At 67.4% G+C, this 13,928-nt stretch carries 17 protein-coding genes; 12 read left to right on the top strand and 5 right to left on the bottom strand.

The features are described 5' to 3' along the window. The first annotated feature begins 28 nt into the window (after positions 1 to 28). The 4 genes from IED13_RS01335 to IED13_RS01320 are packed head-to-tail and all read left to right on the top strand — an operon-like array spanning position 29 to position 2,293. Positions 29 to 640 carry a glutathione S-transferase family protein gene (locus IED13_RS01335; protein WP_038361721.1) on the top strand — a complete coding sequence of 204 codons (612 nt, stop codon included), beginning with the start codon at positions 29 to 31 and terminating at the stop codon, positions 638 to 640. Next, positions 640 to 1,107 carry a hypothetical protein gene (locus tag IED13_RS01330; protein ID WP_191123119.1) on the top strand — a complete coding sequence of 156 codons (468 nt, stop codon included), beginning with the start codon at positions 640 to 642 and terminating at the stop codon, positions 1,105 to 1,107. Before IED13_RS01335 ends, IED13_RS01330 begins: the two co-directional genes overlap by 1 nt. Then, entirely contained in the window at positions 1,104 to 1,670 is a 567-nt protein-coding gene (locus tag IED13_RS01325) for a hypothetical protein (RefSeq protein ID WP_191123118.1), read from the top strand. Before IED13_RS01330 ends, IED13_RS01325 begins: the two co-directional genes overlap by 4 nt. Then, a complete protein-coding gene (locus tag IED13_RS01320) occupies positions 1,667 to 2,293 on the top strand; it encodes a uracil-DNA glycosylase family protein (protein ID WP_191123117.1) in 627 nt (208 codons plus the stop codon). The genes IED13_RS01325 and IED13_RS01320 overlap by 4 nt, the downstream gene beginning before the upstream one ends. A 20-nt stretch (positions 2,294 to 2,313) precedes the next feature. Here IED13_RS01320 and IED13_RS01315 read toward each other — a convergent pair whose 3' ends face one another. Further along, positions 2,314 to 2,697: a porin gene (locus IED13_RS01315; protein ID WP_185747793.1), complete on the bottom strand. Its 384-nt coding sequence runs from the start codon at positions 2,695 to 2,697 to the stop codon at positions 2,314 to 2,316. A 165-nt stretch (positions 2,698 to 2,862) separates the two neighbouring features. Next, positions 2,863 to 3,948: a TRAP transporter substrate-binding protein gene (locus IED13_RS01310; protein ID WP_038361730.1), complete on the bottom strand. Its 1,086-nt coding sequence runs from the start codon at positions 3,946 to 3,948 to the stop codon at positions 2,863 to 2,865. Positions 3,949 to 4,171: 223 nt separating this feature from the next. Between IED13_RS01310 and IED13_RS01305 the strand changes: the two genes are divergently transcribed. From IED13_RS01305 to IED13_RS01295, 3 genes are read left to right on the top strand one after another with little or no spacing between them, the layout of a single operon-like run. Further along, positions 4,172 to 4,684, top strand: a complete 513-nt coding sequence (locus tag IED13_RS01305) for a GNAT family N-acetyltransferase (RefSeq protein WP_038361732.1) — start codon at positions 4,172 to 4,174, stop codon at positions 4,682 to 4,684. 37 nt (positions 4,685 to 4,721) lie between these two features. Then, entirely contained in the window at positions 4,722 to 5,774 is a 1,053-nt protein-coding gene (speB, locus tag IED13_RS01300; RefSeq protein WP_112764060.1) for an agmatinase, read from the top strand. After that, positions 5,774 to 6,550: a hypothetical protein gene (locus tag IED13_RS01295; protein WP_162737834.1), complete on the top strand. Its 777-nt coding sequence runs from the start codon at positions 5,774 to 5,776 to the stop codon at positions 6,548 to 6,550. Before speB ends, IED13_RS01295 begins: the two co-directional genes overlap by 1 nt. Positions 6,551 to 6,556: 6 nt before the next feature. Here the strand turns inward: IED13_RS01295 and IED13_RS01290 are convergent, their stop codons facing one another. Then, entirely contained in the window at positions 6,557 to 7,234 is a 678-nt protein-coding gene (locus IED13_RS01290; RefSeq protein WP_191123116.1) for a spermidine synthase, read from the bottom strand. Between the two features lie 200 nt (positions 7,235 to 7,434). Between IED13_RS01290 and IED13_RS01285 the strand changes: the two genes are divergently transcribed. The 4 genes from IED13_RS01285 (at position 7,435) to IED13_RS01270 (ending at position 11,142) form a co-directional block, all read left to right on the top strand. Next, positions 7,435 to 8,649: an MFS transporter gene (locus tag IED13_RS01285; protein WP_038361739.1), complete on the top strand. Its 1,215-nt coding sequence runs from the start codon at positions 7,435 to 7,437 to the stop codon at positions 8,647 to 8,649. Between the two features lie 203 nt (positions 8,650 to 8,852). Then, entirely contained in the window at positions 8,853 to 9,626 is a 774-nt protein-coding gene (locus IED13_RS01280; RefSeq protein WP_191123115.1) for a transporter substrate-binding domain-containing protein, read from the top strand. Between the two features lie 74 nt (positions 9,627 to 9,700). Further along, positions 9,701 to 10,429 carry an ABC transporter permease gene (locus IED13_RS01275; RefSeq protein ID WP_113253316.1) on the top strand — a complete coding sequence of 243 codons (729 nt, stop codon included), beginning with the start codon at positions 9,701 to 9,703 and terminating at the stop codon, positions 10,427 to 10,429. After that, complete coding sequence (locus tag IED13_RS01270; RefSeq protein WP_038361746.1) at positions 10,426 to 11,142, top strand: ABC transporter permease; 717 nt, start codon at positions 10,426 to 10,428, stop codon at positions 11,140 to 11,142. Before IED13_RS01275 ends, IED13_RS01270 begins: the two co-directional genes overlap by 4 nt. A 16-nt stretch (positions 11,143 to 11,158) precedes the next feature. On the opposite strand, the gene map is transcribed toward IED13_RS01270, so the two are convergent. After that, on the bottom strand, positions 11,159 to 11,911 hold the full coding sequence (gene map / locus IED13_RS01265) for a type I methionyl aminopeptidase (RefSeq protein ID WP_191123114.1): 753 nt from the start codon (positions 11,909 to 11,911) through the stop codon (positions 11,159 to 11,161). Between the two features lie 138 nt (positions 11,912 to 12,049). Between map and IED13_RS01260 the strand changes: the two genes are divergently transcribed. Continuing rightward, entirely contained in the window at positions 12,050 to 12,916 is an 867-nt protein-coding gene (locus tag IED13_RS01260; RefSeq protein ID WP_113253198.1) for an NAD(P)-dependent oxidoreductase, read from the top strand. Positions 12,917 to 12,991: 75 nt separating this feature from the next. On the opposite strand, the gene IED13_RS01255 is transcribed toward IED13_RS01260, so the two are convergent. Next, positions 12,992 to 13,924, bottom strand: coding sequence for a DMT family transporter (locus IED13_RS01255; protein WP_191123113.1), 933 nt, complete (start codon positions 13,922 to 13,924; stop codon positions 12,992 to 12,994). Positions 13,925 to 13,928: the final 4 nt, after the last annotated feature.

The raw sequence follows: 13,928 nt of genomic DNA, 5'->3' as shown, positions 1-13,928 counted from the left end.
CGGTGCGGCCGGAGACGGAGACGATCTGATGAAGCTCTATGATGGCGGCCGCGCCCCGAACCCGCGACGGGTCCGCATCTTCTTCGCGGAGAAGGGCGTGCCGCTGCCGGAACTCATCCCGGTCGACATCGCCAAGAAGGAGCACAGGACCGAGGCGTTCAGGCGGATCAACCCGGCGCAGCGCCTGCCCGTCCTCCAGCTCGACGACGGCACGGCGCTGGCCGAGACCATCGCGATCTGCCGCTATATCGAGGGCCTTCACCCGCATCCGCCGCTGTTCGGCCGGGAGGCCAAGCAGCAGGCGCTGATCGAGATGTGGAACCGCAGGATCGAGCTCGGCCTGTTCAGCAGCGTCTCCGCCGTCTTCCGCCACAGCCATCCCTCCATGGCCGAGCTCGAGGCGCAGGTTCCGGAATGGGCCGAGATCAACCGCGAGCAGATCGACGACCATCTCCTGGTGCTCGAGCTGCAGCTCGCTGCCAACCCCTTCGTCTGCGGCGACGAGCTGACGGTCGCCGACATCACCGCCGGCATCGCCATCGACTTCATGAAGCCCTCCCGGATTCGACTGCCGGAGGATTTCGTCCATATCCGCCGCTGGCATGGCGACATCTCGGCTCGCCCGAGCTGGAAGGCGTGATGCGGTATCTGGCCTTCGTTCTGGCCGTCCTGTCGGGACTGCTGACGTCCGCCCATGCGGCCGAGCGCCTCAAGGGCGAGCAGATCCAGCGCGCCTTCGAGGGCAATACCGTCACCGGCCGCTACACCAATGGCGGCTTCTTCACCGAGTTTCATGCGCCCGACGGGCGCGCGCTCGGCCATAATGGCTGGCAGCCCAACACCGACGCCTGCTGGATCACCAAGCGCGATCAGGTCTGCTACTATTACGGCCCGCCGGAAAACCGCACGGTGCATTGCTTCACCGTCGAGATGAGCGGCGATCTCTACGTGCTGCGCAACAGCGGCAACGGCATGGTCAATGCGCTCGCCAAGGTCGAACTCGGAAATCCGCGCGGCCACACCGACAATGGCAAGCCCTGGTATTGCGACGGTCTGATCTCGCGGGCGCCGGGCCCGCCGATGAGCCGGAGGCTGGCGCAGCGATGACAGCATCGGCCGTCCGGAGCGCGATCCTCGTCCTGGCTCTCACCGCCACGGCCGCAGCCGGCGCGGCCGAGCGCCTCACCGGCCCGCAGATCCGGCAGGCTTTCGAGGGCAATACCGTGACGGGGCTTTATTCCGGCAGCAACCTGCCCTTCAGCGAGTATCACCATGCGGACGGCCGCGCGCTGGGCCATAATCGCCATGTGCCGAACACGGATGCCTGCTGGACCACGACGGAGGACGCGGTCTGCTATTATTACGGCCCGGTCGACAAGCGCCGCACCTATTGCTTCACCATCGAGACCAGCGGCGCGCTTTACGTCATCCGCAACCGCCCGAGCGGACGCATCAACGGTCTGGCGCGGATCGAACCCGGCGATCCGCATGGCTTCGTCAAAAAATCGGAGAACTGGGTCTGCGACGGGCTGATTTCGCGGGCGCCCGGCCGTGGGAAGCTCGCCAGCATATTATCGAACGAAGCGGGTTCGCATGAAGACGATGCGATGAAGCAAGGAGCCGGAGCCACTTCGCCGATCGGAGAAACGCGGAGCCACCCCGGCCGATGAGCGCGCAGGAGACGCTGGACGAGGTCCTGCACGAGTTGCGGGCCTGCCGGATCTGCCGCGATGCGCCGCGTTATCTGCCGCCGCTGCCGCATCAGCCGCGCCCGGTCATTCAGGCATCAGTGACGGCGCGGCTCTGCATCGCCGGGCAGGCGCCGGGCACGCGCGTCCATGCCAGCGGGCGGCCCTTCACCGATGCGTCCGGCGTGCGGCTACGGCGCTGGCTCGGCATCGACGAGACGGTCTTCTACGATTCCGCCAGGGTCGCGGTCGTGCCGATGGGCCATTGCTTCCCGGGGCAGGACGCCAAGGGCGGTGACCTGCCGCCGCGGCGCGAATGCGCGCCGGCCTGGCGCGAGCGCGTCTTCGCGGCGATGCCCCGCATCGAGCTCGTCCTCGCCATCGGGCGCTATGCTCAGGACTGGCATCTGGCCGAGGGGAAGGGGCGTGGCCTCACGGCGACGGTGGCAGACTGGCGCGAGCTGCTGGCGCGGCCCGTGCATCCGCGTGTCGTGCCGCTGCCGCACCCGTCCTGGCGCAACAATGCCTGGCTGCGGCTGAACCCCTGGTTCGAGGCCGAATTGGTGCCGGTGCTGCAACGGGAGGTCGCGCGGCTGGTCGCCTGAGCCGGCGCCGAGGCGGCCGCTCAGTAGCGGAACGGACCGGAATCGAGACCGCGATCGACGCTGCCGCGCACGCTCACCACCGAGCGAACCGGCCCGAGCGCGGTCTGCCCGCGGCTTTCGACATAGGCCATGCCGTCGGTGCGGCTGCCATAGCCGCTGCGCGAGCTCTTGCCGAATTCGGCCCTGACCGCGCCGCCGACCCGCACGCAGAAGGTCGAGCCTTCGAGCCGCACGAAGCCCGCGCCATATTCGGGGCAGGGGCGGGCGCCCTTGGCAGGGGCCGGAGCGGCCTTGCTGAAGGCTTCGCGCGGCTGCGCCCGGCCGGGCAGGGCCTCGCCGATCGACTGGGCCATGGCGGCGCCGGGCAGCGAAGCCAGAAGCAGGAAGGTGGCGAAGCGGAGCATGGCTGATTCCCGAAGCGACGACCGATCATGACGACGCGGCAAGGCGCAGTTGTGGCAGATCATCGTAACGGCACGCCCGCCCTGTGGGAAGAAGCGGAACGAAAACGAAAAAGCCCGGCCGAAGCCGGGCTTTGACGTCGCGAGCAGGGCTCCCGGGCGGAAGGCTCAGCGGGCGCGGGTGCGCACCTGGAAGACGTCGAAGGTGAGTTCGGCGATCTGCCACCACAGATACTGGTCGGAGCGGAAGGCAGCCATCGCCTCGATCGCCTTCTTGAAGTCCGGGTTCTTGGCCGAGATTTCGGAGTAGAGCTCGTTCGAGGCCTTGAGGCTCGCTTCCATCACGTCCTGCGGGAAGGGGCGAAGCTGCGTGCCGGCGGCCACGAGGCGCTTCAGCGCCGGCGGGTTCACCACGTCGTATTTCGCTGCCATTTGCGTGTTGGCATAGGTGCAGGCGGCGGTCAGCGCGGCCTGATAGGTCTTCGGCAGCGAATTCCACTTCTCCAGGTTGACGAAGGCGTGGACGGTCGGCCCGCCCTCCCAGAAGCCCGGATAGTAGTAGTAGGGTGCGACCTTGGCGAAGCCGAGCTTCTCGTCGTCATAGGGGCCGACCCATTCGGCGCCGTCGATGGTGCCCTTTTCCAGTGCCGGGTAGATGTCGCCGCCGCCGAGCTGCTGCGGCACGACGCCGAGCTTCTGCAGCACGGAGCCGGCGATGCCGCCGATGCGCATCTTCAGGCCCTGCAGATCGGCCGTCGTCTTGATCTCCTTGCGGAACCAGCCGCCCATCTGCGCGCCGGTGTTGCCGCAGGGCAGGCCGTAGGCGTTGAACTTCTTGTAGAATTCGTTGAACAGCTCGTTGCCGCCATGCTGGAACAGCCAGGCGTTCTGCTGGCGGGCGTTGAGGCCGAACGGCACCGAGGCAGCGATCGCGAAGGTCGGATCCTTGCCGACATAGTAATACGAGACGGTGTGGCACATCTCGACGGTGTTGTTGCTGACCGCGTCGAGCGCCTGCAGGGCCGGGACGATCTCGCCCGCGGCAAAGACCTGGATCTGGAACTTTCCGTCCGTCAGGTCGGAGACCATCTTGGCCATGACCTCGGCGCCGCCATAGATCGTGTCGAGCGACTTCGGGAAGGACGAGGCCAGACGCCACTTCACCTCTGGATTGGACTGCGCCACCGCCGGCATGGCGACGGCGGTGGCCGCGGCACCCGCTGCCGCGGTCTGGATGAACTGACGACGCTTCATGGGGACATCTCCTCGGAAGGCACTCGGTTTTTCGAGCTTATGTGGACGCGACGGCGACACATGCCGAACATGCGCCGGGGTTCTAACGCAATCGCTGCATGAATCGCGAGGGGATTCAACCGTTGGGACTGAGACTTTCGGCTAAAGTCCGGCCTGCACAGGGCATGGGAGGCCCTGTTTTTCAAGGCTTGGCCATGGGCGCCGCGGCTGCTTTAAGGGCGCGATGATCGAGACGGAACGATTGCTGCTGCGCCGGCCCTCCCGCGAGGATCTCGATCCCATTCACGCCATGCGCTCGGACCCCGAGGTCGTCCGCTTCATCGGCGGCAAGGCGCTGTCGCGCGAGGAGGCCTGGCAGCGATTGACGCGCAGCGCCGGCAACTGGGCCTTGCTCGGCTACGGCTTCTTCGCCGTGGTCGAGAAGGCGAGCGGCCGTCTCGTCGGTGAGGCCGGGCTGATGCAGGCCCATCGCGGCCTCGGCGAGCGGTTCGACCCGTTCCCCGAGGCGGGCTGGGTCTTCACGCGCGAGGCGCAGGGCAGGGGCTATGCGACCGAGGCCGCCTTGGCGTCCCATGACTGGTTCGGGCGCGTCGTCGGCGCGTCGCGCACCGTCTGCATCATCGCGCCGGAAAATCTCGGATCGATGCGGGTTGCCGCCAAACTGGGCTACACGCCCTTCGGCTCGGCCTGCTATCACGACGCGACGGTCACGATGCTCGAGCGCCCGGCCGGGTGAGCGGCGGGACCGGACAGGCGGCAAGGGAGAGGGGCTCATGGATCAGGACAAGCTCGGGCGGCTCAGGGCCCGCTATGCCGGGGCTGGCGGCGGCGATATCCATGATCCGCGCTTCGCCAAGGTCGCTGCCGACCAGTTCCAGGGCGACCGGCGCAAATGGCCTTTCGCCGATGTCGCGACCTTCATCGGCGCCCCGTACCGGCCGGATGCGCTGGGCAAGCCCGATCTCGGCGGCCTCGATGTCGCGATCATCGGCCTGCCGATGGATCTGGGCGTGACCAACCGGGCCGGCACGCGGCTCGGGCCCCGCGCGGTCAGGGCCGTCGAGCGCATCGGGCCGATGGACCATGTGCTGGGCACGGCGCCGCTGGGCATGGTCAAGGTGGCGGATATCGGCGATGTGCCCTTCCGCTCGCGCTATTCGCTGGAAAGCTGCCATGAGGACATCGAGGCGACCTTCCGCAGCATCGTCGAGGCCGGCGTCTCCACGCTTGCCGTCGGCGGCGACCATTCCATCACCTATCCGATCCTGAAGGCCGTGGGGGCCAAGCGCCCGGTCGGCATGGTCCATATCGACGCCCATTGCGATACGTCGGGACCCTATGAGGGTTCGAAATTCCACCATGGCGGCCCTTTCCGGCAGGCGGTGCTCGACGGCGTGCTCGATCCCGAGCGCGTGATCCAGATCGGCATCCGCGGCGGCGCCGAATATCTCTGGGAGTTCTCCTATGAGTCGGGCATGACCGTGATCCACGCCAATGAAGTCGACGATCTCGGGATCGAGGCCGTGATCGCCAGAGCGCTCGCCGTCATCGGCGACGGGCCTACCTATGTTTCCTTCGACGTCGATTCGCTCGATCCCGCCTTCGCGCCCGGCACCGGCACGCCGGAGGTCGGCGGCCTGACGCCGCGCGAGGCGCTGGCGATCCTGCGCGGGCTGAAGGGACGAAACATCGTTGCGGCCGATGTCGTCGAGGTCGCGCCGCAATACGATGCCACGAGCAACACGGCGCAGTGCGCGGCGCAGGTGCTCTTCACCGAGCTCTGCCTGATCGCGGAAGCGCGCGCTGCTGGAAAAGGAAGACCATGATGAAACGACCTTCGATGGCGCAGCTTTCCGCTGTGGCCGGGCTTTGCCTGATCGGCTTCGCCGCCCGTGCGGAAGTGCCCGCCAATGGTGCGGCCTATATCGAAGCGTCCGTGGCCGCCGTCGAAAGCATGATGCGGGTCGAGCCGGGCAAGACGAGCCTGCCGCGGCTCTCTGATCCGGTCGCCCGCAAGGTGCTGGAGGATGTCTGGAACGAGAGCGCGATTCTCGGCAAGGCTCCCTATACGGGGGCCGACATCCCCGCTCTGCTCAACATCGTGCAGCAGCAGACGCGGATCCTGCAGGCCTACACGCTGTATTCGCCCGCTCCCGGCAAGACGCCGCCGGATACCGCCCGCAACGTGGTCGAGTATCAGGACGAGCTCGCCCATTCGCATGCCTTCCTGCTGAAGGCGGTCTCGGCCTCCCTGGAGGCGATCAACAATTTCGGTGCCAATCTGTCGCAGGACGAGAAGACCGATGCCCGCTTCCAGGGGCTGCGCCAGATGCGGCTCGGCCTGCAGGAGATCATCACCGGCGTCGCTCTGGCGCTGCGCAATCCGGCGCTGCGCGAGGCCAACCAGACCCTGATCGCGCGCAGCCTGGCCGATAACGCGGCGGGCATTGTGGCCGGCATCGCCCCGCCGGACCGCACGGCTTTGGTCACCGCGCTGCAGGCCGCCCGGCCTTCCCTGAAGCCGGCTGCCGAGAAGGCCGTCAGCGCCTTCATCGCGACGGCGACCAGCGCGCCCTGCAACGGGCTCTGCCGCCTGGAGTGAAGGCTTCTACGCCGGGCGCGTCGCGAGCCAGATCACATGGCGCGCGCCGCGCCCGGTGCGGCTCGCCCGCACCGTGACCTCCTCGGTCGCGAAGCCGGCCGCGCGCAGCCGGCGGGTGAAGCCGTGGTCCGGTCCCGACGACCAGACCGCGAGCACGCCGCCCGGCCGTAAGGACGCCTTGGCGATGCCGAGACCGGTTGCGCCGTAGAGGCGGTCATTGGCGGCGACGGTCAGCCCCTCCGGCCCGTTGTCGACATCGAGCAGGATGCCGTCATAGCGCGCTGTCCCTGCCGCGATCACCGCCATGACGTCATCGACCGTCAGCGTGACGCGCGGATCGTCGAGGCAGCCCGCGAAGACCGGCGCCATCGGCCCCTTCGCCCAGGCGGCGACGGCGGGAATGAGCTCGGCGACCTCGACCGTCGCCTCGCCCGGCAATGCGGCGAGCGCCGCCCGCAAGGTGAAGCCCATGCCGAGCCCGCCGATGAGCAGGGACGGGCGGGGCCGCGGCGCGAGACGCTCGCAGACGAGCCGCGCCAGCGCCTCCTCCGAGCCGCTGAGGCGGCTGTTCATCAGCTCGTTGCTGCCGAGCATGATCGAGAACTCGCTGCCGCGCTGCTTCAGCCGCAAGGTGCCGCTGCCGTCGGGAAGAGCGGCGGTGTCGAGCACGGTCCAAGGCAGCATGAGGCTCTCGCGGTCGGGATGACGATGGAGCCTTATAGCCCGGACGGCGCGGCTGGCGAGGCGTCAGGGCCGTCATCGGGCGATATGCGCCTCCGTCATGGCTCTCGACCATCTCGACAGTTGCTGTAGCGCACAAGACATGGCTATCTGATGCTGCAGCGCAGCATGCGCCTGCGCTCCCTTTGCCGAAAGCCTTCGCTATGTCTCTCGCCGCGAATGATCGCAGCCTGAATGTTTCTGCGCCTGTCACGGCCGCCACTCCGGCCGGGCTGGTGCTGTTCGCACTCGCCATGGGCGGTTTCGCCATCGGCACGACCGAATTCGCCTCGATGAGCCTGCTGCCCTATTTCGCGGCCGGGCTCGGCATCGACGAGCCGACGGCGGGGCATGTCATCAGCATCTATGCGCTGGGCGTGGTCGTCGGCGCGCCCCTGATCGCGGTTCTGGCGGCGCGGATCCCGCGGCGCACCCTGCTGATCGCGCTGATGGGCCTTTTCGCGCTCGGCAATCTCCTAAGCGCGCTCGCGCCGAGCTACCATTGGATGCTGTTCTTCCGGTTCCTCAGCGGCCTGCCGCACGGCGCCTATTTCGGCGTGGCGGCGCTGGTCGCGGCCTCGCTCTCGGCGCCCAATCGCCGGGCGCAATCCGTAGCGCGGGTCATGCTGGGGCTCACCATCGCGACGATTCTCGGCGTGCCGGTCGCGAGCTGGATGGGGCAGGCGCTGGGCTGGCGGACCGGCTTTGGCATCGTCGCGGTGCTGGCGCTGCTGACCGTGCTCCTGGTCGCCCTCTATGCGCCGCGCGACAGCGTGCAGCCGGGCGCGAGCCCCTTGCGAGAGCTCGGCGCGCTGAAGCGCCGGCAGGTCTGGCTGACGCTCGGCATCGGCGCCATCGGCTTCGGCGGCCTCTTCGCGGTCTACACCTATGTCGCCTCGACCCTGATGGCGGTGACGCAGGTCTCGCCCGTCGTCGTTCCCGTGGTGTTGTCGGTCTTCGGCGTCGGCCTCACCGTCGGCACGCTTTTCGCCGGCTGGGCTGCCGACCGGGCATTGATGCCCTCGATCGGCGGGCTCCTGCTCTGGAGCGCGGTCTGGCTCGCCGCCTTCCCCTTCGCCGCCGGCAACATCTGGGCCGTCTCGCTGGTCGTCTTCATGATCGGCAGCGGCGGCGGCCTCGGCGCGATGCTGCAGACGCGATTGATGGATGTGGCCGAGGACGCGCAGACGCTGGCCGCCGCCCTCAACCACAGTGCCTTCAACACGGCCAATGCGCTCGGGCCCTGGCTCGGCGGCATGGCGATCGCCGCAGGCTATGGCTGGACCTCGACCGGCTGGGTCGGCGCCGCGCTCGCGCTCGGGGGCATCGCGATCTGGGGCGTTTCGCTGCTCGACGACCGCCTGTCGCGCCGGCGCTGAGGTCGACTTTCGCAGCAGGCCTGCGGGCCTCGCGCTTTTTGCCCAATCGGATCAGCGGTTTACCCTGCGATAAATTTCGGCGGGGCCGCCTGGAAAAGCTGCGTCTGCCCACTTGCGGCTGCGGTGAGACTTCGCCCAATCTGTAGGCACAAGGTGCGGCCGGGAAGAGGGAACACCCGGCCGTTCAACCTGCGGGAGGCACCATGAAGAGTTTCGTTCGTTTCATCGCCGCGGCAGCGCTCACCGTCGCGGGCGCCACCGGCGCCCTGGCGCAGGCCAAGGAGTGGAAGGAGATCCGCATCGGTACGGAGGGCGCCTACCCGCCCTACAACAACCTGAATGCGAAGAAGGAGCTCGAGGGCTTCGAGATCGACTACGGCAACCTGCTCTGCGAGAAGATGAAGGTGAAATGCACCTGGGTGGTGCAGGACTGGGACGGCATCATCCCGGCACTGCAGGCCAATAAGTACGACGTCATCTTTGCCGGCATGAACGCGACCGACGAGCGCAAGAAGCAGGTCGATTTCACGGCGGTCTACAGCAAGACGCCGATCTGGATGATCGGCCCGAAGACCATCAAGTCGGACGATGTCTCGCCGGCCGCCCTCAAGGGCAAGTCGGTCGGCGCGCAGGGCTCGACCATCCATGCCAACTTCCTCGAGAAGTTCTACAAGGATTCCGACATCCGCCTCTATCCGACGCAGGAAGAGGCCAATCTCGACCTGCTCAACGGCCGCCTCGACTACATCGTCGCCGATGCGCTGGCGCTCGCCGATTTCCTCAAGGGCAAGGGCAAGGATTGCTGCCGCAAGATCGCCGAGGTGAAGCGCGACGACGCCATCCATGGCCCCGGTGTCGCGGGTGCGGTGCGCAAATCCGACGTGGCCCTGAAGGAGATGATCAGCAAGGCGATTGCCGAGACCATGGCCGACGGCTCGCACAAGAAGCTCGAGGACAAGTGGTTCAAATACGAGTGAGCCGATCCTCGTGAATCGTTTCCGCCGGCCCGGTCGGGCCGGCGGGCTTGCTGTTCTCCAGCCCCGGCATCCACATGCTCGATAAACTCGCCCTGCTCGGCTTCGGCGATGGTGGCTGGGGGCTGGCGCTTCTGCAGGGCGCCGGCATCACCATCTCGATCGCGCTCGCGACGCTGCCTTTCGGCCTTGCCCTGGGTCTCCTCGTCGCTCTCGGCAAGCGCTCCGACAATGCCGTGCTGCGTGGCATGGCCACGCTCTACACGACGATCTTCCGGGGCGTGCCCGAGCTGTTGACGCTCTACATCATCTATTTCGGCGTGCAGCTCCTGCTCCAGCACCTCTGGCAGTATCTGGGCCTGCCGGGTTCGTTCAGCATGCCGCCCTTCGTCGCCGGCATGGTCGCGCTGGGCGTCGTGCTCTCGGCCTTCTCCAGCGAGGTCTGGGTCGGCGCCTTGAACTCGATCCAGAGGGGCCAGCGCGAAGCCGCCGCGGCGCTCGGCCTCAGCAAGGCGCAGGCCTTCCGCCTCGTGGTGCTGCCGCAGCTCATCCGAGTCGCGCTGCCGGGGCTCGGCAACAACTGGATGGTGCTGCTCAAGGAAACCTCGCTCGTCTCGGTCATCACCCTGCCGGACATCATGTTCATCACCACCCGCGCCAATGTCGTGACCAAGGAGCCGTTCCTGTTCTTCGGCGCGGCGATCCTGATCTATCTCTTCTTCTCGCTGATCTCGGCCAGGGTGGTCGACCGGATGGAGCGGCGCGCCAATCGCGGCTTCGCCGCCTTCGGGGGCGCGACGCGATGAACTGGTGCGAATACCCCGGCTGGCTCGTCGGCAGCGAGGTTTTGCAGAACTACGGCTGTCGCATGGCGTCCGGGCTCTGGATCACGGTCGAGCTGGTGGTGATCTCCGTGCTGATCGGTTTCGTGATGGCGCTGGGCCTCGCCATCGCCCGGCTCTATGGGCCGCGCTGGGCGCAGGCGGCAGTCAACGGCTACACCACCTTTTTCCGCGGCACGCCGCTGCTCTGCCAGCTCTTCCTGGTCTATTACGGCCTCGGTCAGTTCCGCCTCTTCTGGCAGGACACCGGGCTGTGGTGGTTCTTCCGCGATCCATTCTATTGCGCGGCCCTGACCTTCACGGTGAACACGGCCGCCTATCAGGCGGAGATCCTGCGCGGCGCCATCCAGTCGATTCCGCGCGGTCAGTTCGAGGGCGCCGCCTCGCTCGGCCTGCATCGCTGGGCGACCTTGCGCCTCGTCATCCTGCCGCAGGCGATGATCCTGGCCTTGCGCCCGCTCGGCAACGAATTGATCGTGATGATCAAGTCCAGCGCCGTCGCCTCGCTGGTCACGCTGTTCGACCTGATGGGCGCGACGCGGCTCGCCTTCGCGCGCTCCTTCGACCTCTCGATTTATCTCTATGCGGCGCTGATCTATCTGACGCTGGTCGAGATCATCCGGCGCGTCTGGGATCGGATCGAGCTCAGGCTCAGCCGGCATCTGGCGCTGCGTTGAGAACTTTTAGCCGTCCTCAGCCCGGCAGCGTCAGGACGACGGCGCCGCGCGGGGTCGCGACGACGGTGTGCTCGTACTGGACGGTGGGCGCGCAGGGCTCGCTGTAGAGCGTCCAGCGATCGCCGTCGCCCTGTTCCGCCCAATCGGCGCCCAGCGACAGGAATGGCTCGACGGTGAAGACGAGCCCGTCCGTCATGGTCCGGCGCTCGCGCCGGTCGGGCCAGGTCGCGATCTCCGTCGGCTCCTCATGGAGGGAGCGGCCGCAGCCATGGCTCGCCAGGTTGCGCACCAGCGTATAGCCGTTCTTCTCGGCGAAGCGCCCCACCGCCTGGCCGATGCCGGCGAGCGGCTTGCCCGCGCCGACCTGCCCGATGCCCGCCCAGAGCGCGCGCCGGCCGTCGCGGCACAGGCGCTCCAGCTTGGGCCTGACAGGCGGCACGGCGAAGGACGCGCCGGTATCGGCGAAGAAGCCGTCCTTTTCCGCCGAGACGTCGATATTGACGAGATCGCCGGCCAGGATGCGCCGCTCGCCGGGAATGCCATGGGCGATCTCCTCGTTGACGCTGATGCAGGTGGCGCCGGGGAAGCCATAGGCGAATTCCGGAGCGGGCCGGGCGCCTTGCCGTTCGAGGACATCGCGGCCGATCGCGTCGAGTTCCGCGGTGGTCATGCCGGGTTCCAGCGCCTTGCCCATGGCGGCGAGAGCACGCGCCACGATCGCGCCGATCTCCTTGAGCGCTTGCAGTTCGTCGTCGTTCGAAATGGTCATGGAGCTTGAGCTAAGCTGCCGCCCGCCCGGCCGCAACGGGAAAAGCCGCATGGGCGGCTGGCGCGCATCCGCCTTCCCGCCTCGGCAACCGCGCGCTAAAGCGTGACGATCTTCGGAAAAGGACAACGGGAGCAGCTCATGGCCAAAGTCGCGTTCATCGGTCTCGGCGTGATGGGATACCCCATGGCGGGCCATCTCAAGGCCAAGGGCCATGAGGTCACCGTCTACAACCGCAACCCGACGAAGGCGCAAGCGTGGGTCGCCCAGCATGGCGGTGTTTCGGCCGCGACCCCCGCCGATGCGGCAAAGGGCCAGGAGTTCGTCTTCTGCTGCGTCGGCAATGACGATGATTTGCGCTCGGTGACGACGGCTGAGAACGGCGCCTTCTCCGGCATGGAGAAGGGAGCAGTCTTCGTCGATCACACCACCGCCTCGGCCAATGTCGCGCGCGAGCTCGACGAGGCCGCGAAGCAGGGCGGCTTCGCCTTCATCGACGCCCCGGTCTCCGGCGGCCAGGCCGGTGCCGAGAACGGCGTGCTGACGGTGATGTGCGGCGGCGAGCCCGAGGCTTACGCCCGCGCCGAGCCGGTCATCGCGAGCTTCGCCCGCATGTGCCGGCTGATGGGCCCCGCCGGTTCCGGTCAGCTCACCAAGATGGTCAACCAGATCTGCATCGCCGGCCTCGTCCAGGCGCTGTCGGAAGGCGTCCACTTCGCCAAGCGCGCGGGCCTGGATGTCGAGACGATGCTGGAGGTGATCTCCAAGGGCGCCGCCGGCTCCTGGCAGATGGAGAACCGCGGCAAGACCATGAACCAGAACAAGTTCGACTTCGGCTTTGCCGTCGACTGGATGCGCAAGGATCTCGGCATCGTGCTCGACGAGGCCCGCCGCAACGGCGCGCAGCTTCCGGTCACGGCGCTGGTCGACCAGTTCTATGCCGAGGTGCAGAAGCTCGGCGGCCGGCGCTGGGACACCTCCAGCCTGATCGCGCGGCTGGAGGATTGAGCGGAAATAATCCGTATCTTATCAAAGAGTTAGAGAAAGATGCGAAAAGCCGGTTCCCACTTTTCGCATCCTGCTCTAAGGGCCCGTCTTCATATCCGCTGAGGTCGCGACCGCCTGTTTGCGATCGATCTTGAGATTGGAATCCGGCTTCACCCGCTGCCGATGCATCGTGTAGAGGCCGCTGGCCACGATCAGGAACATGCCGAGGACGGCGATCAGGTCCGGGACATCACCCCAGACGAGATATCCGCTGAGGACCGCCAGCACGACCGCCGCATAGCGATACTGCGAGATCACGCCGACATCGGCGCGGCGGAAGGCCGAGATGATGCAGAAGGTGCCCAGCGTCACCAGCAGCGCGGCCAGCAGCAGATAGACGAGCTCGATGCGCCAGAGCGGTTGCCAGATCTCCGTCAGCCCGTAGCCCGCGGCGACAAGGCCGACGAGGATCGTCGTGGTCAGCGACACCACGGTCGAGGGCACTTCCGCGCCGATCGTGCGGGTGGTGAGGTCACGGCAAGCCGTCAGCAGGACGCTGATCAGGGCGACGATGGTCGCGGCGCTGAAGGTATCGGTCCCCGGCCGCACGACGATGAGAACGCCGACGAAGCCGACGAGCAGCGCAAGCGTGCGCCGCCAGCCGACGGCCTCGATCCGCAGTGCCACGGCCAGTGCCACGATGATCAGTGGAGTCGCCATGTTGATCGTCGTGATGGTCGCGAGGGGGAGGAGCCCGAGCGACCAGCTGAAGGTCAGGGCGCCACCGGCCTCCAGCAGGCCGCGCAGCACCACATGCGGCTTGAGCGCCATCGTCAGGCGGTCGCCTTCGCCGGCGGCGAAGACCAGCGCGATGCCGATCAACAGCGCGAAGGCGGCTCGCAACGCCAGCGCCTGTCCCGGCGGATAGACCTCGCGCGCGAGCTTCATGAACGTGTCGTTACAGACGAAGAGCGTCACCGCCGCGAGCATGAAGGCGATGCCCCGGCGGTTGTCGGCTGCGCTGGCCAAGGCG

The organism is Allobosea spartocytisi (genome assembly GCF_014764685.1).
In the GTDB taxonomy this organism is placed as follows: domain Bacteria; phylum Pseudomonadota; class Alphaproteobacteria; order Rhizobiales; family Beijerinckiaceae; genus Allobosea; species Allobosea spartocytisi.
This window is presented reverse-complemented; position numbering and strand designations above follow the sequence as displayed.